We start from the raw sequence: 23,032 nt of genomic DNA, 5'->3' as shown, positions 1-23,032 counted from the left end.
ACCTACCTCCTGCTCATCTTCATCCACAGGTCCTTGACCGTGGCCTTCTTCTTGGTGGTCGCACTGGCCGTCTCGGGCCGGGGCCACTCCGGGAACTTGGGCTCCTTGCCCTTCTTCCAGTTACCGGAGATCTTGGTGTTGAGGTTGAGCGCGTCGAACAGAGAAGCGAGCACGTGCCGCTCAACGCCCCAGCCGAGGTGTTCTGGGCCGCCGCGCATGAGCGCGTGCGTCATCGAGTCGTCTGGGAGCCTCCACACGAGCTGGAGGACGAGAGCCGGGGCTGGCCCGTCTCCTCTGATCACGGCCGCCAGGTCGACGCCGTAGTAGTAGAGGAGGTCCGGGTACAGCCCGCGGCCGTAGTCGTCGATCAGCTCGGCGAGGCTCAGGCTTCCCCCGCCGAGGTGCCCTTCGTGTACTTGTCGAACACGGCGGCGACCATCGTCAGGTCGGACAGCGCCGCGTTGAGCTTCTCGCCCTGGATCGGCCGCTCGCACACGGTGCCCAGCACCTCGCGCAGAACGGCCTCCTGGTCGACGTCGTCCTCCTCGTCAGCGTCCTTGTTCTTGTCGAGCACCGCCTGGAGCCGGCTGACCTCGTCGCGCGCCTCCTTGCCCAGGCGCAGCGGGTTGAGCATGACGACCTTGAACTCGCCGGACTCGCGCTCGGCGTCGGGAAGGGTGATGGTGACGTCGGCGTACTTCTCTTCGGCGTACGCGCGGATGTCGTCCAGGGTGAATGCAGTCATGGGGTGCGGACCTCCGTTGTGGGTCGCGGACCGAGTTGGAGCCCCCTCCCGCGCCGGGTCCGCACGCAGCGCGGGAGGGGTGGATCAGGGGAGCGGAAGGTCCCCCAAGTGCGCATCGCTGAGAGGCGTGGGGGGCATGGACTGACTCAGGGAGTGACGTCGCCGAGCGGCGTCACCGCGTAGGCCCAGGTGTTGCCGCCGTAGACCAGTGGGGTCACGGACAGCGGCAGGCCGGCGAGCGACTCGGCGTCCGGGACGGACAGGTCGTCGCCGCGCAGGATTTCCGCACTGGGCGCGTAGAAGGCGAACACGTTCGAGGCGTCGATGAAGACGGCCAGGAACGCGCAGCGGGTGGGCTGCGGCGTCTGCGGGACGCCAAGGGTGCCGTCGGCGTTCTCGACGGCATTGCTGCCGAAGTACAGCTTGAGCGCCGCCCTGTCGAACTGCTGGAGGGTGAAGGTCATCGCCTCGGTGCGCGGGCTGTACGTGGTCCGCAGGCTCTTCGCCTGGAGCGTTCCGAGAACGGTCTGCTCGCCGCCTTCGGAACTGAGGGCCAGGATCTCCTCGAGCGAGGTGTGGCCGACGTTCTCCCAGTCGACCTCGGGGGCGGTCAGGTCGGCCGGCAGAGCGGTGCCCTCGGGGGCGGTGAGGTAGTTGCCGTCGTTGACGACAAGCGTGGCGGCGTTGTTCAGGGCCACTGCGATCCTCCTTGGATCAGGAATTGGGCATGCGAAGAGACCGCCGCCTCGCCAGGAGGTGCGGTGGTGAAGGTGGGGAAGGGCCGGCTACAAGGCGCGGCGGATCGTGATGCCGTAGAGCGTTTCGTAGCGCCAGACCCCGGTAGGCAGGTCGGCGTACTGCACCGGCCCGGAAGATGTGGCCCAGTCGGTTACGCGGCGCGGCGACTCGAGCATGCGCAGGCGAGTAACGGAGCCACGACCGGGAACGGTCACCTTGTTCATCCAGGCGTTGCGCAGAACCACCCGCACGGCGTCAGACAGCCGAGCACCGTCCTCGTCGCCGTCGGGGTCCGCGGTGAACGTGTGGATCGTGAAGTCGCCCTGGTCGAGGAATCGGATGTCGCCGTCCCAGTAGCCCTGCTGCGCATGTCGGCGAACCAGGACGAACGGCAACACCTCGCCCTCGACGAAGGCCCGCAGGCCCTCCTCGGGGATCAGGGAGTAAACCGCCACGCCGGGAAGGCCGTCGCGCAGGATCGGCAGGAGGACGTCCTCCAGGGGCGCGAACTCGACCAGCTCGTCGACAGCGTCGGGGAGTGGCATCAGGGCGCCTCCCCGTAGATCCCAGCCGCGCGCCGCAGGACCGCCAGGCCCTCCATCTCGCCGACTGTCTTGCCGTCGTCGTTCTCGCGGCCCTTGCGGCCGAACTCGATCGACATGGCGGCCTTGAGGCCGCGCTCGTCGTTGAGGGTCACGTACTGGTCGACGTCGCCACTCTCGGTCTCGATGAAGGCGTGGCCGTCGTGGCGGTGCCGGGAGAGGATCGCGTCCGCCTTGTTGCCGATGCTGACGGCGTGGCCCTTGATGGCGTTCTGCGAGGAGCGGTGTAGGGCGATCGCCCGTTCCAGCTCCATGCTCTTCACGCGCCGGTAGACCTCGGCCATCACGGCACCTCCGGGAGTGCGTCTTTGGCGGCACCGCCCGGCCGCTCGCGCAGGTCGATCGACCAGTGGCGGACGTGGCGAGTGCCGTGGTGATAGGCGGGCGGGGCGGCGACGTCCCAGACAGAGCCGTCCCACTCGGCGCGAGAGAAGCTCCCGACGCCGGGAAGGTCGCGCGTGACGCCGACACGGATGACGTTGATCTGTTGCTGACCGGCCATCGACGCGATCGAGGAGCGCTGAGGGATGCCCCAGGCCGTGGTCTCGATCACCGAGTCAGGGTCGGCCGCCAGCACCTTGTTGCCGCGCCGGTCGGTCACTTCGCGCATCTGCCAGAACCGGATCGGCCGGCCGTGCCGGCGCTGCCGGCTCACCAGTCATCCTCGGCGGCGTGGAACGGGAACGGCTCACTACTGCCGACGACCGGCACGTACTCATCGCGCCGGCTGCGCAGCTCGCCCCACGGTGAGATCGGTGCGGACTGAATCCCACCGCGGCCGGCCGCAGAGGCGGCCATCTTCTGCTCGGCGTCGGTGAGGTACGGCGCAGGGTGCGCCTCTTCCCAGGCGACCGTCTCGTCACCGGCGCGCGACTGGCTGTAGCCGTCGGTGTTCTTGAGGTATCGCTTGACCGAGCGGATGACGAGGATGCGCGCCACCGCGGGCGCCGTAGCCGGGTCGGGCCACGGCGCACCGTAGTAGCGCACGAGCATCGACGCCTCTTCGAGCGCCCCCTCGGCGTCCCGCTGCTCGTCCTCGTCGAGGATGCGGTCGAGCTTGCCCTCCAGAGCCTCGAGCGTCACAAGCGAGTCCACGGGTCACCTCCAGGGGGTCAGTCCGTGCTCTTGGGCTTGCTGCTGGAAGTCCGCTTGGTGGTGGACTTCTTGGTGGTGCTCTTCTGCCTGACCGGGGTCGGCGAGGCGGCCTCGTCGGTGGAGGCCGCCGTCGTCGTGAACGTGTGGCCAGCGGCCATCACGCTGGCTCCCGTCAGGCCGCTGAAGGGTCCGTGAGGCCGGTGATCTGGGCCAGGACCTCGGTCGGGCTGCCCACGGTCGGGTCCGGGTACTTCGCCGTGGCGCCGACGCCGAGCTTGACGCCGCGGAGGAAGTGCTCGCCGGTCTGGAGCGGCTTCTGGCCGGCAGTCGCGTGCGGGCCGACCAGGATGTCCTTGGTGTACTGGAAGCCGTACCAGGTGTTGACCACCGAGCGGTCCTGCTGGTGCACGGTGTCGTAGTCGCGCAGCCACCGCATGGCGAAGCCGCCGTAGGAGGCCGACGCGCCGAACGGCACGCTCGACGGCACGCTCGGCGCGGCCGTCAGGCAGACGTTCGCCGACTGCACGAAGGCGTAGGCGCTGTCCGGGTCGATCTCCTGCGAGGTGATGACCGTGAAGCCCATCCAGTTGCGGATGGTGGCCGAGCGCAGCGCGGTGTTGGCAGCGCTCTCGCCGACCGAGTCCGCCCGGTTGAACTTGTCGTTGTTGAGCAGGTTCGCCTCGAAGCTCGAGCCGACCAGCATGATCCGCTGCTCGGCCGGAGCGCGGAGCAGGTTCAGCGCGCGCCGAGCCTCGACGAACGCACCGTGCTCGGAGCCGACGGTCACCGGGATGACGACCTCGTACGGCGCGGCCTCCAGGTGGGAGACGGCCTTGGACTCCAGGCCACGACCCACGGCCTCGGCCTGCGGGTTGATCAGGCCGGTGTAGGACTGGAAGTCCATCTCGGCCTGCTCGTCGGTGACGGCGACGCCCTGGTAGATGTTGCCGCCGAACGTCACGGAGACCTTGGTCTCGGCGTACTCGTCGAACTGGATCGCGGTCGAGCGGTCGTTTCGCCACCCGTACTCGCGGAAGGGCAGGGTGCCCTTCACCTTGAAGTTCAGGGTGTCGTCCTTGGCGCCCTTGTAGTCCTCGATGCCCTTCTTGACCATGAGGTTCGGGACGACGACCTCGCCGGCCAGGACGCCGACAGCGTGATCGGCCAGCTTCTCGGGCTTGACAACGGTGTGTGCCACAGTTCTTCTCTCCTAGAGGCGTGGTGGGTCAGAACATGGACTGGGCGCGCGGGCCGTACTTGGCCGCGCTCTCGCCGGGGTCCTTCGGGGCGCTGCTTTCCGGCTGATCCGTGGGGTCGAGGCCGCCGCTTACCGAGCCGCTCTTTTTGCTCGGAGCGGGCTTCGGCACCAGGTCCTTGAGCGCCTTCGCATCGGCGAGCAGCTCTTCTTTCGTGGAGCCGGTCAGCCGGCTGGCGAGGGCGGTCGGCAGCTCGACTTCGTCGGCGATCTCGCGGCGCAGGGCGTCGGCCTCGTAGCCCGAGATGGTGTTGCGCAGCTCCTTGGTCAGCGCCTCGACCTCGTCGGCCGTCTTGGCGCCCTCGAATTTGGCCTCGGTGTCGCGGAGCTTGGTCCGGTAGGACGCGGCCTCGTTGCGGAGCTTGTCGACGTATGCCTGGTCGTAGACCTTGGGCTCGCCCCCGTCGCCACCTTCGCCGGGGCCTGCGCCCCCGGACGGTGCACCGCCCTCGCCGCCTTCGCCGCCCCCTCCGGAGCCGCCTTCGGGGTCGGTGTCGAATGCCAGGCCAGTGAGGAAGCCGGGCAGGGCGGGCTTGTTGAGCTGAGCGGTGCTTCGGAACACTTACGCCTCCAGGGCGGATCGGTGTGGACATGCGAAAGGCCCGCCACCTGGGCGGGCCTTGGGGAAGCTGGACTGCGTCAGTCCTGCTGGGATCGGATGTACTTGCGCCACACGGACAGGGCGTCTCGCCCGGACGTTCCGCGGGTCACTCGCGGCCACTCCTGCGCGTACCGTCGATTGAGCGCGAAGAGCGGCGAGTTGTTGAGCTGCTCGCGGCTGTAGACGGGCTCCGCGTAGCAGTTGCAGTTGTCGTGGTACCGGTCGACGTCTGCGGCAGTCCCGGCCACCAGCTCTTGCCGCGTCGGGCCAGCCGACGACTGCGAGCGGTACGGGCCGGACTTCGGCGTGAAGCCGCGAGACAGGAGCATCGCGCACCACCCGCAGGGGGTGCCGGTGCGGGACAGCCGCACGTAGCCGAGCACCCGCTCGTCGCGGTCGCCGGCAGCCTTGATGAGGTCCCGGCCGCCGTTGCGGGCGACGCGGGATGCGGCGGCGGCCTGTCGAGCGCCGGCCTTCGCGTGCGCCTGCTCGCGCAGCTCGTCGACCTCGCGGGCGGACAGTTCCTCGAGTCGATCGTCGCCGAGGTCTTCGAGCTGGCGCTCGATGTTGGCCGGGCCGAGTGCGTCCAGGACGAGTCGGGCCTCTTCCTCGGCTTCGCGCTCCCGGCGCTCTTCCTCGGCTCGCAGGTCCTCGATCTCCTCGACCGGGACGCGGTCCTCGTCAATCGGCTCACTTGGCTCACCCGGCTCAGGCTCGGGCTCATCACTCGGCTCGACGACCTCGTCGGGCGGAAGGTCGGACTCGACGCCAGCCAGCGCCCGGAACTCGCCCCGCAAGACCTCTAGGGTCACGTAGCGCGGGCTCGGGAGGGTGGGGTCAGCGACCGTCCGGCCCGTGCGCAGTGCGCGGGCGAGGCGGTAGTAGGCCATCGCCAGTGCGCGGCTCTGTCGGCGCCGGGTGAGGATGAGCTGGACGGCCCGGTCGAGCCACTGCTGAGCCGTGGCTGCGAGCCGAGCGGGGTTGACGCTCTCCCACAGCTCCAGCGCCTCAGCCGTGGTCTCGACGCCGATCTGGGCGAGTGCGAGCTGGAACGCGGCCGACGCCTCTTCCGCTTCGCGGATGTGCGCCGGGGTCGTCATGCGGCCGGAACCTCCAGGGTGCTCGGCTGCGGCGGTATGACGTCACCCGACAGCCCTTCGGGCTCGGCCGGCGTTTCGCGCGGAGCGGTGGCGCGGCGGTTGCCATTGGCGAGCGCCACGTCGGGCTGCGCCGCGCGCAGGTCCCTCCACTCCTCCAGCTCGCGCGGGGTCACGCCCGGCACACGGCGCCAGAGGCCCTCTTGCGGCACGCCGAGCAGCTGGTGCAGCTTGCCGAGTGCGTCACTCGTCTGAGCCAGGCTCTGGGCGCCCATGTCGCGCCAGACCACCTCGAGACCGAAGTCGCCGGCCTGCGCCGCGTTGCCCTCTAGCTCACCAACGAGCCGGAAGACCCGCTCCCAGGACTCACCGAAGCTGTGCTGGAACTCTTCGATCTTCCGCGCCAGCGCCGTCTCCGCTGCGTTCAACGCCTCAGCCGAGAGGTTGGCAACCTGCCCGAGCAGGTGGTGTGGCGGGATCTGCTCGATGGCGGCCAGGTGGCGGATGCCCATGTCGATTGCGCTGATGTAGCCGTCGAGGGGGGTCTCGCCCAGCTCGCCGAACTGCGAATCCGGCGACTCGGCCATCATGAACCGCGTCAGGTGAGCGCGAACGGGCTTCTCGATCGGCTGGCCGTTGTCGTCGAGCTTGGGCTCGCCGGTCTCTGGGTCGAGCACGTACGACGGCTCCATGCCGGTCACGTAGCGGACCTTGAACGAGCCGAAGGTCTGGGCCACCAAGAGGTCGAAGACCGTCTGGTTGATCCTGTCCTGGAGCGGGATCAGCGGGCCGACAAGGCCCGTGGTGCGCCCGTCCAGGTCGACGTGCGGGGCGAACCGCTCAACCGGGCACTCGCTGTTGCCGTGCGGGCCAACCCTGGTCACGCTGGTAATGTCGCTGAACGACTTGAAGCGGACCTCATACTCGTCGACCTCGTCCCAGTAGCGGGCGATGCCCTCCTGCTCGCTCTCTTTGTCGTCCCGCTTTACGTGGCGCGGCCAGCGCTTGACGTGGATCGCCGCGAGCGGCGCGTCGTCGTTGACCGGGTCGTCGTAACCGACGGCGGTCCGCAGCGGCGACAGGACGCGCATGCGACCCTGCCTCGGGTTGTCTTCGACGGCCTCGGTGAGTACGAACGAGTGCCCGTAGCCGAAGGCGCCGCGGTAGAGCGAGCCCTGGCGCTTGTCCATGCCGGAGCGCTGCCAGGCCGCCCATTCCTGGGCGTTCTCGTCGCTCTCCGGGTCGCTCGTGCGGACGCCATCCACATACAGGCCCTGCGCCGGCGTGGCGATGACCAGCGGAACGAGGTTCGTGACCGACCGCTTGGCGAGGAGCTTGTACTCCTTCGTGGCGTCCTTCGGCATGTACGGGTCGTCGTGGTCGCCCTTGATGTACCGGTCACAGGCCATTAGCCCGTCGTGGGCCTCGCGGTCGCGATGCAGGATGCAGAGCAGCTCCTCGGCGCGGGCGCGCACGGACTCCTCGTCCAGGGCGAGCGCATCGATATCCAAGGTGCTCCTCCTACGTGAAGTGGACGCGGCCGGCGCGCTTTCCGGTGGGCTTCTTCTGGCCGCGCTCGTGGTAGTCGTGCTCGGCTTGGTGTGCGGCCATCAGGGCGGCGTAGCCGTCGACCTTCTTCGGGCTGTCCTTGCTCTCCTTGCCGAAGCTCAGGCCGTAGTTGTTCACCCGTCGCCGGGCGTTGAGGATGTGCCGGCGCAACGTCGCACCGATGTCGCCATGACCGCCCAGAAGCGGCTTGGCGCTGCGGGCAATGCGCAGGCTGGCGTTGAAGATGCTCGACACCAGGGCTTCGTGGGCTCGCGTGACGAGCTGCTGCGAGCCGCGGAAGTCCCAGCCGATGGCCGACTTGTTTGACGGGCGCACGGCGTAGCTCTCCCCGTACAGCCGAGACCAGGAGTCGATGTACGACTCCCACTGCTCGACGTCGGCGTAGAACGCCCGCACCCGGAAGCGCCTGTGCGCCTCATGCACGAACGAGTCGACGACCTCGGTGTCGACCTCCCAGCCCTCGCCGGCTTCGCCGAGCGGCTTCTCCCAGATTCCGAGCGGCACCACCAGGCGGTCGCTCAAGCGAAGTCCCACTAGTGCAGTGGCATCACGCGACTTCGACCCGTCGAAGCCGAGCACGATCTCGTCGCCGTCCTGGAGCAGGAGCTTCGAGAGCAGCGGCGTGATCTGGTCTTCGCCGTAGATCGCGTCCTCGTCGGCGACGATCTGGTTGTAGTACATGCGGCGCGAGCGCTGGAGGCTCTGTGTCAGCGAGAGGATCGACTTGGTGATCGCCTCGATGTCCAGCCAGGTCGCGTCGCCGCGAACCACACGGAGGACGAGCGGAATGACCTCTGCCGTGAGCGGCGCGTCGGCCGGAGCCTCGAGCGTGTCGTACAGGAAGCCCGTGTCGACCGCCCGGCCCTCGGCGACCTGGACGTAGGCGTCGCGGTGGCGTTCGGCGACGCTGTCCTCGCCCGGCATGTACGCGTTGGTGATCGCCAGCCACCGGGCGTTCATCTTCGTCGAGTTGCCCTCGATCACGTCCATCATGTCGTGACCGCCGACCCCGGAAACCCAGTGGTGAGTCTCGTTCAGGATCGTGAAAGTGGTGCGGTTCCCCTCCAGCGTGCGGTAGCTGGAAGTAACCGCCTCGAGCATGTGGCCGCCAGCCGCATACAGGATCTCTTTGCCGACGTCGATGCCAAACTCGGCGATCAGTTCCGGCGACATGAGCGACGGAAGGAGGCGCATGGTGTTGCGGGTCTGGCTCTGCGAAACGGCGGCGATCGAGACCCAGGCGCTCTCGACGCGCCGCGCGACCGGCTGGCCGCCAGGCCCCCAGTGCGAGAATCGGCTCGGCCCGACGAACTCGACAATGGCCATCGTGGCCAAGAGCGGGTCCTTGCCCCAGCCCTTCATGCGCTGGAGCACGCCGGTGCGGTAGGCGAACACGCCACGCTCGTCGAGGGCGTACCACCAGAGAATGAAGCGCATCTGTTCCGGCGTGTATCGCCACGGGCCGCCCTCGGGCGTCCGGAGGTACTGCCCGACCCAGCCGATAATCTCCCAGCCGAGCGTGTACTCGGGCAGACGCCAGGAGCCGTCTTCGTTCTTCTCCCACGTCGGGCCGAGGGTGACCGGGGTTATGGGCTCGGGGGTCGGGGTACCGAACGGCCCCGTCACTCGCCCACGCCGAGCGCAGCTCGGGCGTCGTTGATGGCGGTGACGGAGGCGAGTTCAGTCGGCGCTTCGGGCTCGGCCAGCTCCAGGCGCAGCCGGCGCCGGTCGCCCTCGGTGAGCATGAGGTTCTGGAGCGCCGTCATGATCGACTGGAGCATCTGCCCGGACCGGACGCGCGAGTTCTTGTAGTGGCTCAAGTCGTCGCAGAGCGAGTACAGCAGCGCCCAGTCGGTGTCCTGGTAGTAGCGGGACTGGCCGGACGTGGCTGCGCTCTCGTACAGCCGGAGCGCGATCGGGTGCCAGTTCACGTCGGGCTCGATGTCCCACGTGACGGGCATGGCCTCGCCCTTGGTGACCTGCACGCCTTCGGGCTGGTTGCGGCGACGGCGCTCCTCGGAGCGCTTCGGTGTCGGGCCAGGCATGCAGGTCACCTCCTCTGGGCTTACATCGGGACTGGCCACGACCTCACGTAGACGCCTTCGGGGGTCGTGGCACGGCGCAGATAAGCCATGACGTTGACGACTTCCCAGTCGGTCAACCAGCGCCGATAGATCGCGATGGCGTTGACGGGCGTGGGGTTCGTGACTTCGAGCGACTCGACCAGGTACTCGGGCGCTCCGTCGAACGTCACTGCTGCGTAGTCGAGCATTGTGCGAACGTCGACCTCATTCGGCCGCGCCCGTGAGGCAATGACGTGAGGGACACCCTCGTTCCAGTTCGGCGGGACATCAACCTGCGCGATTGTGTTTCCGAAGGCGTCCTCGCTCTCCGTGGAGGCGTAGATGCCCCCCAGCGCTGACTCCTGGAGGAGGCGCGGGCCGAGCGTGGAGCCACCCGCAGCGAGGCGAATGTGCGGCTTGTCGGTGGGCCTGGTTGCGGCGTACCAGGAGGTAACGACGGTGACCTCGGTGCCCTGGTAGTTGCTCAGAGGCGTAGTCCCGCTGGCGATGTTCGTGAAGAGGTCCTGGGTCGGGGCAATGGCCTCGAACCGGTCTTCGGCGAAGAGGCCCCTCACGCCGTCGCCATCCCCACAGCCCCAACGGCGGCCATCCACACGGCGCCGTCCCAGAGCAGGTGCAGCACGTCGACCGCCCCAGCAGGGGCGCCGCTCGTGTACGGGACACCCTGTGCCCACAAGACCGAAGCAGGGAGCGCGATCGTGCGCCCGCCAGTGGCGTCCTGGGTGAGGACCAGCGTGACGACCCTCTCGCGGCCGTCGGAAGGCGGCGTGGTGAGGGTGAACGTCGTGTCGACGGCGAGCGTTACGCGGCCAACAAGGCCGGTCGTCGAGGCGTCAACGTTGACAGTGCTCCCCGACGGGAGGTCGACGACGGGGCGCTCGGCCGGGGCGCCGTCTTCGCCGGCAGGCCCGGCCGGACCCTCGGGTCCCTGTGGCCCGGTGGCGCCGGTGTCGCCCTTCTCGAAGACAAGGTTCAGCGTCTGGCTCGGTGAGGTGCCGGTGATCGTGGCCGACGGCTCGGTGCCCGAAGCCACTGTGCCGATGGACAGGACGTTCGCCGGGCCGGGGCTGCCGTCCCGGCCGTCGGTGCCGGGCGGGCCTTCCTGCCCGCGCGGGAGGGTGAAGTTCAGCGTCTGGTTCGGCGTCTCGCCTTCGACCGAGACCGCGGCGGGCGTGCCGGGGGCGCTGGTCGCCACGTCGCCGATCGACAGGACGTTAGCCGGCCCCTGGATCGTCTGGACGCCGTCGCTCTCAGACACCGGGATCAGCGTGGTCAGGTCGACCTCGCCACCCGCGGGGACATTGATGTGGAACGGATCGATCAGCACGCCGAAGTCGAGCCGGACCTCGTAGGTCCAGTCGACGGGGTTGCCGTCGGGGTCGTCGGTGGCCACGAGCATGACGCCCTGGTTGCCTTGAGCGTCGAGCAGGTAGCCGTCCTGGTCGATCGGGCAGGTGATGGCCTGCGGGACGATCGTCGCGGGGTCCGGGGTGGCTACGGGGTAGCGCACGTACGTAGGCGACGGCGTGAACGTCACGAAGCCGGTGACGGGCGTCCCGTCGGGGTTGCTGTCCAGGTCCGCGCCGTCGGCGACCGCCTGGAGGAAGCGACCAGTCACGCGGCCGTATTCGACCTCGCCAGGCAGTGCCACAGGGACCTCCTATGAAGTTGATGGGGCAGGGCCGACCCAGGGGCGCCGCCCGTCGTCGCCGTGGACGCAGGGCCTCGGCCGGCCCGTCGTACGCCCGCCTGGACTCGAACCAGGGACTCGCCGGGTAAGAGCCGGCTGCTCTGACCAACTGAGCTACGGACGCGAGTGCGGACCACGGCGAGGGCCTGTCCGCGCTGCGAGGGGGCCGGGCTGGGCATGGCCACCACGGCCAGAGGCGCTCCGGTGGGATAGCCCTCGCAGGTGTTGCACTCCTCTAACGGGTGGTCGGTCCGCCAGGAGCAAGAATGGCGGCGCGGGGGAGACGGAGAGGAGGGCGCCTCAACCCCGCGCCGCGGGGATCACCGAGGGGCTATTGCCCGCACTCGGCGACCAGCCTGTTCAGCGCGTCACTTGCCGTCGCGCTCAGCGGCGAGCCTCGCCGCCAGGTCGTCCATAGCCGACCGCACGAGGGCCTCGACCTGGTCCGGCGTCGCCGGGGCGCCCGTGAGGTTCGATGCCCGGTGGACCGACGTGCCCATCTGGCGGCCGAACGGCGAGTCTCTGCGTGCAGCAGCGCCCCACGCCTTCTTCACGTGCCTCCGGATGAGGCGGCCGAACAGGCTGTTCAGGACGCTCCCGAACCGGCGCCCGAATGGCCCGTTGCGCTCGTCGGCGTCCTCGAACGCCGACAGAACGCCAGCCCGCACGGCCCCCTCCACGCCCGGCAACACGTCGTGCTCCAGGTGCTTCTTGTGCCAGTCGGCCATCCACTGCTTGTCTTCGGGGGTCAACTCGTCCTCCTCCTGCCCGGCGAACTCGCGGGCGTACTGCATGATCGTGTCGATATCGATGTCGCCGGGGTCGCCGTGCGTGTTCCCCGATGCGTGCATGTGGCCGAGGACGCCCTTGAAGGCGTCGTATTCCTCGCCGGACATGCGGACGCTGGAGTCGCCGTAACTGGCCGGGTAGCTCAGCCAGCGCTCGGCCGCCTTGAGCGGGACGTCCCACTCGACGGCGATCTCGGCCAGCACCTGGCCAATGAGCCGGAGCCCGTCGTCCGGGATCTCGCCGATGTCGTGGCCGTAGTCGGCGACCAGGCCGGGGTCGCAGTATCCGATGATCTCGATCTGCACCACGCCGTCGCGGTTCTCGCGGACGCCGGTGTAGGACGGGTCGCGCAGGGCGCGGGCGCTGCGGTCGAGATCGTGATGCTGCCGAACCTCGCAGGCCCACGGGTCGATCGTGAGCGTCGGCGAGCTGGCGCCGCCGCTGTAGCCGGGCCAGCTCCGAGTCTCCGTGGAGTGCAGGAGGATCTTCTCGAGCACGCCGTCGGACATGTCGCCGCCGGTGAAGTTGTCCTGGAACCACTGGGCCGTGGTGTTGGCCATCGACAGCTTCTTGGCGTTCGCCATCAGCCCACCAATCCTGGATGTTGTTCGGTGCGTCGGAACTTCGCCTGCTGCTTTCGCCGGTTCGCGGCCCTGCCGGCCGCCGACTCCTTGCCGGTCTTCTCTGCGTGGTGCGGGTCGCAAATGACCCGAAGGTTCTCGTCGCGGTGATCGTCGTCATTTCGGATGTGGTCGATCGCGCCGTACGAGTTCGGGCACTGCGAGCCGTCCGCAAGGCGGACCTGGCAGCGGTCCTTGTCCCGCCGTCGGATGCGGGCAACTATGTGTCTCCAGTTGCGGGGCAAGCGCTGTCGTCTATCGGAGGTGGACCAGGGCACTGATCCACCTCCATTGCTCTCCAGTCAGGACTTGAACCTGAAACCATCCGGGTAACAGCCGGGTGCTCTGCCAATTGAGCTACCGGAGAATGCCCCGACGACGTATTGCGATTTCACGCTGTCGACTCGGGGAGGTATGTGCGCCTTGCTCTAGGCTCTAGGCCTGGATTCTAAAGAACCAAGGCTCTAGCTCTGGATTCTAAAGAACCAAGGCTCTAGCTCTGGATTCTAAAGAAGCAAGGCTCTAGCTCTGGATTCCAAAGAACCAAGGCTCTTGGCTCTTGGCTCTAGCCTCTCTTGTTCCTTGCTCACACTCTGTGTATGCGGAGCCGGGGCGGGGGTACTTGCAAGGGACGCCCTGTGACCTCCGTTACACACGTGCTGAGCTGCGATGATGCCGAGCACCGCCCAGGAAGGTCTCGCGATGTGAGCAGACGCAGAGCCCTGGCGTTGGCGGGTCGAGGCGTCGGCGAGCCGTGCCCAAGGGCATGTCCAGACCTTCGCCAGGCGCTTTCCAATGCCTGTCCTTTGGGGCGCCTGCGGCGCCCACAGGACCTACCCCTGTTACATATGGGCGGGGCTGCCGCCCCGCCCATTAGACTCTATTCCTACGCCAGGACTTCAACCCTCATTCGCCGACGCCCACCGGCCCCGGAATGGCTTCGCCACCCGGTGCCGGCAAGCGCCAGCGGCAGAGTAAAAGGGAGACTCCTGGCGACCGTGCATGGCCGGGGCGATTTCGTCCGCCCGGAGCAGTCGCCGCATATTCATGCGGCCGTCCTCTGCGCGTCGACCGGTTGAGGGTGCGGGCCAGGCGCCAGAATCGACTCTGGAACCCGTACACAATCGGAGGCACTGAGTACAAACGGTGCCCCTCCCCGTCGCGCGGGGGATGTACCCCACCCTGGCCGCGTTGTCAAGACGACTCCGCACGTCGCATGATCATGCGTCACTACGCATAGAGATGCATACAAGGTAAGCCATGCCTAAGCAGTGCAAGCAAGGCATGCAAGGCGAGGCATGCCTAGGGCAGGCGACTGGCAAGGCAGCCAGGGCTAAGCAAGCGGGCAAGCGGCCATAGCGGACCGGGCCAGCACGGGCACGGGCTACCGGTCAAGGCGCACCACGGCAGAGCCATAGCGAGGCAGACACACGCGCGCACGCGCGCGTAAGCGAAAACCCACCAAGGCGAGTCCAACTAGCGCACGGCCCATCGGTCAGCGCGATAAAGCGAACGGCCGACCGACACAACAGTTCTGACCAGCACAGAACATGATCATCTGTGGAGCTGGGGAGGGCACGCAAAGCCTCAGCCAAAAAAATCTTGGAAATTCCTTCACCGCTGGTCAGAGCAGGTGCCGATCTCGAGAACCGGCCGATCCGGGCCGTTTCCGGCCGAAGTGGAGTTGCGAACTAGTTGGACCGTGACCTACTGTTCTCATCAGTTCCACAGCAACACCGAAACAGCCGAGACGGACCCACCACGGCAGAGCCGGGGATCACGGGTCAGACGAGAGTCAGGCAGGACCGTTCCGGTCTAGCGCTCGTCAGGGTCGGTAGCTGGACATCGGGGAGCAGGGAACACACAAACTTCACAACGGACCGGCTGCGAGCGGTGAGGACCAATCGCAGTAAACGGGACATCGCCTTAGTTCGAATGGCGCGAGTGGCTAAGAGGCCGAACCTTCGCACGCGAACTAAACGCCATGACCCAGCCCGACGGTTCCCATAGAAAACGGACGCAATCAATGCCCATAATCCGCGATTCGGTATCGGTAGGCATAGCGATACAGGGTGCGAATCCCTAGGCGTCCGCGGTCGATCGTCGAGCCGAACGACGGTCACGGTTGGAAGGAAAGATCATGCTGAACACTGTTTTTGCTAGCCGCGAGGACGTTGCCGACGGTTATGTGCGGATCGTGTCCACCCGGAGCAACACAACCGAGGGTCACACCGTGCCACTGACCATCATTCGGCAAGCGAACGACGGTGCATGGTTCGACGGTTACAGCGTCGACCGATCGAACTACCGTTCGCTAATCCGCGACTTCGGCATCCGTGGTGAGGATGAAAACGGAATTCTCGTCAAGGTGTCGTATTGCGACGGGTACGGGCTCGCTTTCGTGGGCCGGGACGACACAACCATGATCGGTCAGATTGCGCAGGGTCTCGCCGAACAGTACGCGGTCTATGACGAGACCGACTGGTCAGAGCTCGAAGACGAAGACCAGAGCGCATACCTAGAGGACGGCGCGGTACACGACTTCCGTCGTGATCTGCGCTACCGAGACGACGTGTCGGAAGCGGAGTATGACGCGCTTGACGACCTAGATCACAACGTTATCGAAATGGCGTTGCGGGAGTCGGTTTCGGAGCACGATCACTATGGCGACTGGGACGGCACGGGCTATCGCGCGTGGTCCGACATTGTCGAGTCCACGCGACGGAAGCTCGCGACTGTCGCGGCATGAATGTACTAGTGAGATCAGAGTGTGACGGTCCGGCCATTGGTCGCCCGGTTCGAATCCGGGGCACTCACTGACACGCGCCGACGTGGTGCGTGCGACAGAGAGAGGAACGCATGACCGCGCATGACGCCGTGCGAGTGCTGCGCAAGCGTGGCTACTCGGCGCACGTCGACAACGGCCAAGCCGTGGCACTTGTCGAGTGGCAGGAGTGGCACAACGGCACGTTTTCGATCGAATCGCGATTCGAGCCGGTGGCCCGGCTCTCTGAATGGAGGTAGAAGACATGGAATTCACCATCGGGCAGCGCGTGGAAGCTCACCCTGCGACGGATGCATGGATGTCCGGTGACCAGTTCGGCAACGTCCAGAAGATCGGCCGCAAGTACGTACACGTACTGATGGACCGGTCCGGGCGTGTCCGCAAGTTCCCTGCTGATCTCCTGCTGTCGCGTTGACATGCCGGGGGTCTCGCCATGGCTAGGTGCACTAGTGAGACCTCCAGTGTGCCAACACGGGCACGCTCAATCGAGCGAGGGGAATTGACATGATCGACGAACGGCGCCTAGAGGTCCGCGAGCTTGGCCACGCCGTGGCGCGTGAGCTGGCGAGCCTGACCGACGGCGCATGGTCCGCTGACGCCGAGATCCGCTATCGGGGACTCGACTTGTACGGGCCGAATGGTGAGCGCATTGCCATTCTGACCGACAACCGGCCGGGCCGTGTCGAGATCTACGGCGTGCATGATCTCGCTGCCGCGCGACAGGCATCGCCACGACTGGAGAGCCCTACGATCACCGTCGCCATGAATCGTGGCGCGGCCACGGTGGCGCGAGAGATTGTGCGCCGAGTTCTGCCGACGTACCGCGACGAAATGGCGCGCGGCAAGGCCGCTCTAGCGGCTCACCGTGACGCGATAGGGCGGCGTGATGCGGTGATGGAATCGCTTGTTTCGCGCATGGACAACCCTTCGCGGCCGTCGCATTGGCAAAGCGACCACAAAGCCGCTGCCATGTTCGGCACGTTCGGCAAGGACGGTCCGCGCGGGGAGGTCATCACCAATAGTGACGGCTCGCGCATGCACCTAGAGGTCAACAACGTCGATCCGGGGCTGGCGCGCGAATTGCTGGACGTGATCCGCAAGCATTCCTGACAGCTGGCGAAACGGCGCACAATGCGCCGTCGCATGGCCTGGCATGCCATGCCTGATGATGCCTGCCAATTCACACCGAGAGGAACCGTATTGCGACCCACCACGCCTAATGTCTTGCGCGTGTATGAACGCGCGACGTCGGCCGAACGGTCCGACGGCATGCGCTGGTATCGAGACGCGCATGAGTTCGCGGCATCCCTGACCGATGATGTCCCTACGGCGGTCGGCGTGCTGGCTGCACTGTCGCCACGGATGCCGTGGGGGCGGAACAAGGCCCTTGCATCCGACGCCGTGGCGCGTGGCTATGCGAGCGGCGCGTTGCTAGACAACGTCGCTAAGGCGGACGCGATTCTGTCCGGCGCTGACCCGCTGGCCGTGCTGCGCGGCGACAAGGTCAGGAATTTCTACCTTGCGATTCTCGAGCCTGACTCTCATGCCGGTGTCGTGATCGACCGTCACGCCTTTGACATTGCGGTCGGCCGCAAGACCGGTGACGCAGCACGGCAAGCGCTCGCACGCAAGGGCATGTACGACCGGTTCGCCCGTGCCTATCGGCGTGCGGCGGACGCCGTGGGTGGCGTAACTGCCGGGCAAATGCAAGCCGTGACGTGGACGGCATGGCGTGCTGCCTAGGTGCACTAGTGAGAGCGGCGAAACACACCCGCGCGGTGTGTCCCGTGGCTTGGCATGCCACGGCTGACGAGCCTGCCGAGACGAGAGGAAGCGAACCATGATCGAGCTACTTACTGCCTTGCTGGTGGCCGTGCTGCCTGCCTGCCCGGCGAGCGGCGAGGACTCCGCATGGTGCACCAACACGAGCACTGACCGCGTCGTCGTGAATCTCGAGATGGCCGACCCTGCCCCGGCGCGGCTGGTGATGGATCGGTGATCCGCGAGGGCCGCGAGTGGCAGGTGCGGGCGCTGGCTGACGCTGCCGACGCCGAGCAGCGAGAGGACTACAGGCCGGTTGGACGCGCCTACCTACGCGGAATGAGTGACGCACTGCGCGTGCTGGTTGGCGACCTTGACCCGCGTGAGGCGTCGGCCGCGCTGACGCTCGCCTACGAGCGCTATCTGGACTCCATCTGACCCCCCCTGGCGAAACCGGGCCATGCCCGGTCGCGTGGCTTGGCATGCCACGCCTGAGGAGCCTGCCACCGGAGAGGAGAAAGTCACCATGTCGCAAGAGACCAGCACGTGGCTCAACACGCAGACCCTGATCGGATACACCGACAAGCGGGGTACGGCGTGGCACTACCGAGCCGAAGAGCAGGGCGACGAGTCGAACCATTACCCCGGACCCGTGCCGGTGGCTGACGTTCGGCGTCGGCTGTTCGACTGGACCGCCATCGAGGGCGAGATCTCGGCGTCGGCACTGACCCCTGACGGCGTCCTGTCGATGACCGACCCGGACCGCAAGGCAATCATGCGCAGCGACACGAGCGCGATTCTCGGCATCTTCAAGAGCGGGTACCGCATCCACCAGTACGACGAGTGGCTCGTGCACAACGTAGAGACCCTGCTCGATGCTGACCTTGCGGTCGGCTCTGCTGGCCTGCTCAAGGGTGGGGCCGTGGCGTGGGTGCAGGTGGAGATGGCCGACACCCTCAAGACCGAGGGCGTGGAGTACCGGCCGTTCCTCACGGCTGCTACGTCCATGGACGGGTCAATGGCCACGACCTATCAGACGGGCGTGCAAGTGGTTGTCTGTGACAACACCCTGTCTGCTGCGCTCGGTGAGAGCGCGAACCGGGTCAAGGTCAAGCACTCGGTGAACAGCCTCCGCAAGATCGGTGACGTGCGTGACGCGCTCGGCATCGTGCACGCCGTGGCCGACGACTTCGCCGAACAGGTGGAAGCGCTGACGCGGCAGACCGTGACGGACGACCAGTGGTCGCGGTTCCTGGCGGCTCACGTCGGTGACGGTGGTGATTCCAAGCGGGGTCAGTCCATCGCGGATCGCAAGGCCGGTGAGCTGCGGCGGCTGTACAACCATGACGAACGGGTGGCGCCGTGGCGCGGCACCGCGTTCGGCGTGCTGTCGGCGGTGAACACGCACACCCATCACATGGGCACCGTGCGGGGCGCGTCGCGCGCCGAGCGAAACATGGAGCGCGCCATCTCCGGAGGCGTCGACAAGCTCGACGCCGACACGTTGCGCCTGCTGGCCACCGTCTGACCTGACCGAGTGAGTTGGCCGAGCACCCGTGCCGCGCGAGGGGACGGCACGGGTGCTCCCTTGCCCGCTCGGGCAGAGCCGCACGCGAGAGAGGACAAGATCATGGACACAAGAGACTTCACCGTGACAATCACGGGCTCGGAGGCCGACGACGGCGAGGCCCCGTATCAGTACGTGGTGCGTGCCGAGACGAAACAGGCGGCTACTGCCGTTGCGGAGCTGGCGCACCGTGAAGACGATCCGGACGGCGAGATCCGCTACGTCACCGCAGCGCCAGGACTGCCCGCGTTCGGGGCCTGGAATGACCTGCGAGGAGATGACGCGCCCGCCGCGCAGGTCTCGCAGCTACTCGCCGAGTATGACGAGTGGAGCGCAAGGCGGGCCGAGGTGTCCGAGCGAGAGGAGCACGCATCCGGCCTGTGCGAGTCGCTGAGTGATGAGTGGGCGCAGTCCGACGACCGCGCCGTCGACCTACTCCGCGAGCTGGCGCACGCCGTGCGTGACGAGAGGAGCGAGGTCCGATGAGCGAGCCGACCGTAGCCGCGCAAGCGTTGATCGACCTGGCCCGCAAGGGTGGCTTGCGCGTGACGCCCGTCGCGCCCGGCGGCGAGATTCCGGGCATGGATGCGGTGCGCATCTATCAGGCGCTCGACAGCGCCCACGACGACCTGATTGTGGCGTGGTCACCCGCGCTGGGCACCATCTGCCTGCTGTCGGGTGACAGCAGGCGCGAGGTGACTCACTCGGAGGCCGCCCGCTACATCCACGAACTGTCCAGTGACGAGGGGGAGTCGCAATCAGACCCACTGAACCCGGCACGTGGCGACGTCGCGGACTGACTCCCAGTCGCTCACCCGCTTGAATCCCAGCGCGGTGAGTGCGTAGTCGGCGGCGTCGTTACCTCGGTTGCCGTAGGCGAGTGGCCGGTTGGCCACCGTGACGTCCTGGTCGTCGGTGACGATGACCGAGTGCAGTATTCCGTTCTTGACCAACCACGCTGTGAGCAGCTCGGGAGGGCACTCCCAGCACCGGGCGAACCCGCCGGTACGCCTGCCGTCGGCTGCGTAGACCTCGGTGACAAGGTGCTTGGTCACGCGGTCGCAGTTCTCACACGGGCGCTTCTCATAGTGCGACTCGTACGGCGCGGCCGTGGCGTCGTCTCCGCGTCGCGGCCCGTCATTGGTCGTTGGTGGCGTGTCCATTGCGGGCGTCGTCATGCTCATGACGCTAGGGACGGCCGGTCACCGTGCTCAATGAATGTGCACGGACTTGCACGGGCCCTACGCGTCGAGGGCGTCGATGGCCGCCGTGATGAGTGACCGCGCGGTACGGCCGTGGACGGCAAGGTCGACCAGAGCGGCGAAGGTCTGTGCGTACATGGCGATCTCGCCCGGCTGGGTGATCGTGAGCCAGGCCGAGACGAGTTCGACGTTGACTTGCGTGTCGTCGAAGATCCAGAAGTCTTCGACCGGGTGCAGCGCGCTGCGGTCCGCTGTGCTGGGGATGATGCCGAGGCTGACGCTGGGGAGTGAGGCGACGGAGAGCAGGTGGCCGAGCTGGCCCGCCATCACGTCGGGCCCGCCGATCATCGTCCGGAGCGTTGATTCCTCGACGACGATGGCGAATCGGTGGTCACCCTCATGTAGAACTCGCTGCCGTTGCATCCGCACGGCCACGGCGTCCTCGATGTCGTGGCCGAGGTTCCGACGCTCGGCGGTCGCCTGGAGAATCGACCGGGTGTAGCCCTCGGTCTGGAGTGGCCCCGGGAGCAGCCATGAGGAGTAGGCGCGGAACCGCTTGGTGCGGTCGAACAGGGGAGAGGCGGTCTCTTGGGCCTGCTTGAGTCCGGCGCGCTCCAGGCGGCGCCACTCGACGTACATTCCTTCGATGCCGCGTGCCGTGGCGATGAGGTCGGCGGCCTGGTCCTCAACGCCGCAGTGGTGCGTCCATGCGCGGATGTCCGCATCGGATGGTGGCGTTTTTCCGTGCTCGATGCGAGAGCACTTCGACTCGTGCCACCCGGCCATGCCGGCCAGCGCCCGCGCCGTGAGGCCGGCGTCTTGGCGGAGTTCGCGCAGACGCCGGCCCAGGGCGCGTTTGGCCTCTTGGACGCTGGACGACGGGGAGGGCAATGGGGTTCGGTGAACTACGCCGGCCAGTACTCCGCGTGCGGCACTGCCCGCTCCCACACCGCGTCAAACGCCGACGCGAGTAGGCTCACGATGGATGGGTCGTCGATGATCTCGTGTTCGGTGGAGTCGCCCTCGCCGTCGAAGTGGTTGATCAGGGCTGGGCCGTCGTCGAAGAGCCAGAAGTCGTTACCGGGCAGGGTCAGGTCGGTTGCGCGTCGCCTGGGTAGCCAGCGCACGTCCTCCCCTGCGGCGATGTTGAGGTCCTTGGTTACCTCGCCCTCAAATCGGATGTACTCGCTGATCGGTTCCGACACGATCCGTGCGCGCAGCATCTCGACGCCGCGACCGGTGTTCTCTCGCACCATTTCGGGCCAGGGCCGGTAGCGCTCGGCAGGGTCGACGGGCTGCCCGGCCGCCCAGTCGATGAAGACCGGGTCGTTGCGCGAGTATCCGTCGCGCATCTCCAGGTGCACGGCGCGACGGCGGCTGCCGTGCAGCAGCTCCTCAAACGTCGGCTCCGCCACCGTTCACCTCCGGGAAGAACTGCATCATGCGCTTGGGGAACTCGATCACGGTCTCATGCTCGGGAATGTCCATCTGAGCCAGCCGCTCAGGGTCCGTGACCTTCCACCCCTGGAGCACGTAGTTGTCCGTCTCGTCGTCCAGGTACACCGTCGGGGAGTTGTTGACTGGGGAGTTCGTGTCCTTGCCGAGCTTGATCAGGGCCATGATGGTCTCCTGGGTCCGGGGAACGTGACTTGCGTGTGTGCCCGATCTTGCACGGGCCGAGCGTCGACCACAAGGGAACTTGCACGAACTTGCGCACCCCAATTCGTCCGGGGAGTCCGTTACGCTCTGCGCCTTGGGGGTGGTCGGCCTTCATCGCTGGCGTCAAGGACGGCGAGTTCGGCTGACCTGAACTTGCCCCCGAACGCGGCCCTCTCCCCATGCCGGGAGGGGGTCGCGCTCATGCCTACCGCTTGTCGCCCATGCGGTAGACGTCGATCGGCTTCACCCACACTCCGTTTGAGCTGAGACGCCCGGTGGTGTCTCGCACCTCGACATAGACGTTGGCGTCGCCCCAGCGGCGAGCCACGCCCGCGAGGAACTCCTCGCCATCCTCTTCCCAGACCACGCGCACCCGGACGTCGATCCCCGGCTCTCGGTTCTTGAAGCGGCGTGGCTCTGCGGGCCAGTGCTCGTTTAGCACGGCCTGCCACTTCAACACGTGCGGCGGTTGTCCCCGCTCTGACATACCCATGCACCCAGTTTCGAACACCAGTTCCCATCTCGCAACGAAGGAGGACAGTCATGCCGTCGACCGGCCGACTTGAGCGCAACGCGCTGCGGCTGATGCTGGTGGTCGCGATCGCCATGTCGGCACGCGCTCTGTACGACGTCGGCGTAGCGGCCGGACTCGGTCCGGTGCTGGCCGCTGGACTGCCGGTGATCCTCGACGGCTTCGCCATCCTGGCGGCGCGCGTGGTGACCCGGCTGTCCGGACGGGCCGCGACCTACCCATGGACCCTGCTGGTCCTGCTGGGCGCGGTGAGTGTGTGGGCGAACGCCTTGCACGCTCACCCGGTGACGGTCGGCGCGCTGACGCTGACCACCTGGCAGGCCCAGGCCGTGGCGGCGCTGCCGCCCGTCGTCCTGGGCTTCGGCTTCCACCTGACGCAGATGGTGAGCCGGGCTGACGCCAAGGCTCAGGTGCCTGAGCCTGAGCCAGCACCTGACCCCACGCCCGAGCCAGGGCCTGAGCCGCCGAGCCGGTCGCCGTACGAGGTGGCTGCGCGTGAGGCGTGGCTGCACCACGGACCCATGACGGGCGCCGTGCTGGCCGAGCGCATCGACAGCTCACTGGCCACGGGCAAGAGGCTCGCGGCCAAGTTCCGCACCGAGGGCGCCGACCCGGCGCCCGTGACTACTGAGGAGTGATCA

33 protein-coding genes, 2 tRNA genes and 1 other RNA gene are annotated in these 23,032 nt (G+C 67.2%); 12 read left to right on the top strand and 24 right to left on the bottom strand.

Going from position 1 to position 23,032, the window contains the following annotated elements:
• Window positions 1–2: 2 nt before the first annotated feature.
• The 19 genes from CLV30_RS26940 to CLV30_RS10400 all read right to left on the bottom strand — a co-directional run bounded on the left by CLV30_RS26940 (window position 3) and on the right by CLV30_RS10400 (window position 13,252).
• Window positions 3–173, bottom strand: a complete 171-nt coding sequence (locus tag CLV30_RS26940) for a hypothetical protein (protein ID WP_205740584.1) — start codon at window positions 171–173, stop codon at window positions 3–5.
• A 209-nt stretch (window positions 174–382) separates the two neighbouring features.
• Window positions 383–745, bottom strand: a complete 363-nt coding sequence (locus CLV30_RS10485; protein ID WP_106537149.1) for a phage tail assembly protein — start codon at window positions 743–745, stop codon at window positions 383–385.
• Window positions 746–891: 146 nt separating this feature from the next.
• Entirely contained in the window at window positions 892–1,443 is a 552-nt protein-coding gene (locus CLV30_RS10480) for a phage tail tube protein (RefSeq protein WP_106537148.1), read from the bottom strand.
• 87 nt (window positions 1,444–1,530) lie between these two features.
• The gene (locus CLV30_RS10475) at window positions 1,531–2,028 is read right to left on the bottom strand and encodes a hypothetical protein (protein ID WP_106537147.1); all 498 of its coding nucleotides are present in this window, start codon (window positions 2,026–2,028) and stop codon (window positions 1,531–1,533) included.
• Entirely contained in the window at window positions 2,028–2,369 is a 342-nt protein-coding gene (locus CLV30_RS10470; protein ID WP_106537146.1) for a DUF5403 family protein, read from the bottom strand. The genes CLV30_RS10475 and CLV30_RS10470 overlap by 1 nt, the downstream gene beginning before the upstream one ends.
• Window positions 2,369–2,740 (bottom strand): hypothetical protein, encoded by a 372-nt coding sequence (locus CLV30_RS10465; protein WP_205740583.1) that lies wholly within the window; start codon window positions 2,738–2,740, stop codon window positions 2,369–2,371. The genes CLV30_RS10470 and CLV30_RS10465 overlap by 1 nt, the downstream gene beginning before the upstream one ends.
• Window positions 2,737–3,180 (bottom strand): hypothetical protein, encoded by a 444-nt coding sequence (locus tag CLV30_RS10460; RefSeq protein WP_129710901.1) that lies wholly within the window; start codon window positions 3,178–3,180, stop codon window positions 2,737–2,739. Before CLV30_RS10460 ends, CLV30_RS10465 begins: the two co-directional genes overlap by 4 nt.
• 17 nt (window positions 3,181–3,197) lie before the next feature.
• Window positions 3,198–3,338, bottom strand: coding sequence for a hypothetical protein (locus tag CLV30_RS26425; protein WP_165358504.1), 141 nt, complete (start codon window positions 3,336–3,338; stop codon window positions 3,198–3,200).
• A 14-nt stretch (window positions 3,339–3,352) separates the two neighbouring features.
• Window positions 3,353–4,378 (bottom strand): phage capsid protein, encoded by a 1,026-nt coding sequence (locus CLV30_RS10455; RefSeq protein WP_106537144.1) that lies wholly within the window; start codon window positions 4,376–4,378, stop codon window positions 3,353–3,355.
• A 28-nt stretch (window positions 4,379–4,406) separates the two neighbouring features.
• Window positions 4,407–4,997, bottom strand: coding sequence for a hypothetical protein (locus CLV30_RS10450; RefSeq protein WP_106537143.1), 591 nt, complete (start codon window positions 4,995–4,997; stop codon window positions 4,407–4,409).
• Window positions 4,998–5,074: 77 nt separating this feature from the next.
• Window positions 5,075–6,136 (bottom strand): VG15 protein, encoded by a 1,062-nt coding sequence (locus CLV30_RS10445; RefSeq protein WP_165358503.1) that lies wholly within the window; start codon window positions 6,134–6,136, stop codon window positions 5,075–5,077.
• On the bottom strand, window positions 6,133–7,608 hold the full coding sequence (locus CLV30_RS10440) for a phage portal protein (protein WP_205740582.1): 1,476 nt from the start codon (window positions 7,606–7,608) through the stop codon (window positions 6,133–6,135). The genes CLV30_RS10445 and CLV30_RS10440 overlap by 4 nt, the downstream gene beginning before the upstream one ends.
• Before the next feature lie 46 nt (window positions 7,609–7,654).
• Window positions 7,655–9,328, bottom strand: coding sequence for a terminase (locus CLV30_RS10435; RefSeq protein WP_106537141.1), 1,674 nt, complete (start codon window positions 9,326–9,328; stop codon window positions 7,655–7,657).
• Entirely contained in the window at window positions 9,325–9,747 is a 423-nt protein-coding gene (locus CLV30_RS10430) for a phage terminase small subunit (protein ID WP_106537140.1), read from the bottom strand. The genes CLV30_RS10435 and CLV30_RS10430 overlap by 4 nt, the downstream gene beginning before the upstream one ends.
• A 20-nt stretch (window positions 9,748–9,767) precedes the next feature.
• The gene (locus tag CLV30_RS10425; protein ID WP_106537139.1) at window positions 9,768–10,340 is read right to left on the bottom strand and encodes a hypothetical protein; all 573 of its coding nucleotides are present in this window, start codon (window positions 10,338–10,340) and stop codon (window positions 9,768–9,770) included.
• Entirely contained in the window at window positions 10,337–11,404 is a 1,068-nt protein-coding gene (locus tag CLV30_RS10420; RefSeq protein ID WP_129710900.1) for a collagen-like protein, read from the bottom strand. The genes CLV30_RS10425 and CLV30_RS10420 overlap by 4 nt, the downstream gene beginning before the upstream one ends.
• Before the next feature lie 122 nt (window positions 11,405–11,526).
• Window positions 11,527–11,600: transfer RNA gene (locus CLV30_RS10415), tRNA-Lys, on the bottom strand.
• 244 nt (window positions 11,601–11,844) lie between these two features.
• On the bottom strand, window positions 11,845–12,849 hold the full coding sequence (locus CLV30_RS10410) for a hypothetical protein (RefSeq protein ID WP_106537137.1): 1,005 nt from the start codon (window positions 12,847–12,849) through the stop codon (window positions 11,845–11,847).
• Between the two features lie 330 nt (window positions 12,850–13,179).
• Window positions 13,180–13,252: transfer RNA gene (locus CLV30_RS10400), tRNA-Asn, on the bottom strand.
• A gap of 1,773 nt (window positions 13,253–15,025) precedes the next feature.
• Between CLV30_RS10400 and CLV30_RS10395 the strand changes: the two genes are divergently transcribed.
• From CLV30_RS10395 to CLV30_RS10355, 11 genes are all read left to right on the top strand, one after another.
• Entirely contained in the window at window positions 15,026–15,634 is a 609-nt protein-coding gene (locus CLV30_RS10395; protein ID WP_106537135.1) for a hypothetical protein, read from the top strand.
• A gap of 110 nt (window positions 15,635–15,744) precedes the next feature.
• The gene (locus tag CLV30_RS26420; RefSeq protein WP_165358502.1) at window positions 15,745–15,909 is read left to right on the top strand and encodes a hypothetical protein; all 165 of its coding nucleotides are present in this window, start codon (window positions 15,745–15,747) and stop codon (window positions 15,907–15,909) included.
• Window positions 15,910–15,914: 5 nt separating this feature from the next.
• On the top strand, window positions 15,915–16,085 hold the full coding sequence (locus CLV30_RS10390; RefSeq protein ID WP_205740581.1) for a hypothetical protein: 171 nt from the start codon (window positions 15,915–15,917) through the stop codon (window positions 16,083–16,085).
• 89 nt (window positions 16,086–16,174) lie between these two features.
• Complete coding sequence (locus CLV30_RS10385) at window positions 16,175–16,780, top strand: hypothetical protein (RefSeq protein ID WP_106537133.1); 606 nt, start codon at window positions 16,175–16,177, stop codon at window positions 16,778–16,780.
• A 21-nt stretch (window positions 16,781–16,801) separates the two neighbouring features.
• Window positions 16,802–17,413, top strand: a complete 612-nt coding sequence (locus tag CLV30_RS10380) for a DUF7178 family protein (protein ID WP_420841967.1) — start codon at window positions 16,802–16,804, stop codon at window positions 17,411–17,413.
• Window positions 17,414–17,428: 15 nt separating this feature from the next.
• Window positions 17,429–17,494, top strand: an RNA gene (locus CLV30_RS10375) — hammerhead ribozyme type II.
• 16 nt (window positions 17,495–17,510) lie between these two features.
• Window positions 17,511–17,669 (top strand): hypothetical protein, encoded by a 159-nt coding sequence (locus tag CLV30_RS26415; RefSeq protein ID WP_165358501.1) that lies wholly within the window; start codon window positions 17,511–17,513, stop codon window positions 17,667–17,669.
• On the top strand, window positions 17,666–17,869 hold the full coding sequence (locus tag CLV30_RS10370; RefSeq protein WP_106537131.1) for a hypothetical protein: 204 nt from the start codon (window positions 17,666–17,668) through the stop codon (window positions 17,867–17,869). Before CLV30_RS26415 ends, CLV30_RS10370 begins: the two co-directional genes overlap by 4 nt.
• An 88-nt stretch (window positions 17,870–17,957) precedes the next feature.
• Window positions 17,958–18,959, top strand: a complete 1,002-nt coding sequence (locus tag CLV30_RS10365; RefSeq protein WP_106537130.1) for a DUF932 domain-containing protein — start codon at window positions 17,958–17,960, stop codon at window positions 18,957–18,959.
• A gap of 102 nt (window positions 18,960–19,061) precedes the next feature.
• The gene (locus tag CLV30_RS10360; RefSeq protein WP_106537129.1) at window positions 19,062–19,484 is read left to right on the top strand and encodes a hypothetical protein; all 423 of its coding nucleotides are present in this window, start codon (window positions 19,062–19,064) and stop codon (window positions 19,482–19,484) included.
• The gene (locus CLV30_RS10355; RefSeq protein ID WP_106537128.1) at window positions 19,481–19,798 is read left to right on the top strand and encodes a hypothetical protein; all 318 of its coding nucleotides are present in this window, start codon (window positions 19,481–19,483) and stop codon (window positions 19,796–19,798) included. Before CLV30_RS10360 ends, CLV30_RS10355 begins: the two co-directional genes overlap by 4 nt.
• On the opposite strand, the gene CLV30_RS10350 is transcribed toward CLV30_RS10355, so the two are convergent.
• From CLV30_RS10350 to CLV30_RS25965, 5 genes are all read right to left on the bottom strand, one after another.
• Window positions 19,757–20,176, bottom strand: a complete 420-nt coding sequence (locus tag CLV30_RS10350) for a hypothetical protein (protein WP_129710899.1) — start codon at window positions 20,174–20,176, stop codon at window positions 19,757–19,759. The two genes, CLV30_RS10355 and CLV30_RS10350, sit on opposite strands and share 42 nt — an antisense overlap.
• Window positions 20,177–20,239: 63 nt before the next feature.
• Window positions 20,240–21,091, bottom strand: coding sequence for a helix-turn-helix domain-containing protein (locus tag CLV30_RS10345; RefSeq protein WP_106537126.1), 852 nt, complete (start codon window positions 21,089–21,091; stop codon window positions 20,240–20,242).
• A gap of 14 nt (window positions 21,092–21,105) precedes the next feature.
• Window positions 21,106–21,552, bottom strand: coding sequence for a DUF6879 family protein (locus tag CLV30_RS10340; protein WP_106537268.1), 447 nt, complete (start codon window positions 21,550–21,552; stop codon window positions 21,106–21,108).
• A gap of 43 nt (window positions 21,553–21,595) precedes the next feature.
• Window positions 21,596–21,820 carry a hypothetical protein gene (locus CLV30_RS10335; RefSeq protein ID WP_106537125.1) on the bottom strand — a complete coding sequence of 75 codons (225 nt, stop codon included), beginning with the start codon at window positions 21,818–21,820 and terminating at the stop codon, window positions 21,596–21,598.
• 244 nt (window positions 21,821–22,064) lie between these two features.
• Window positions 22,065–22,319: a hypothetical protein gene (locus tag CLV30_RS25965; protein WP_129710898.1), complete on the bottom strand. Its 255-nt coding sequence runs from the start codon at window positions 22,317–22,319 to the stop codon at window positions 22,065–22,067.
• Between the two features lie 83 nt (window positions 22,320–22,402).
• On the opposite strand from CLV30_RS25965, the gene CLV30_RS10330 reads away from it, so the two are divergent.
• On the top strand, window positions 22,403–23,029 hold the full coding sequence (locus CLV30_RS10330) for a DUF2637 domain-containing protein (RefSeq protein WP_106537124.1): 627 nt from the start codon (window positions 22,403–22,405) through the stop codon (window positions 23,027–23,029).
• Window positions 23,030–23,032 lie beyond the last annotated feature (3 nt).

It is taken from the genome of Haloactinopolyspora alba (genome assembly GCF_003014555.1).
GTDB classification, from domain to species: domain Bacteria; phylum Actinomycetota; class Actinomycetes; order Jiangellales; family Jiangellaceae; genus Haloactinopolyspora; species Haloactinopolyspora alba.
This window is presented reverse-complemented; position numbering and strand designations above follow the sequence as displayed.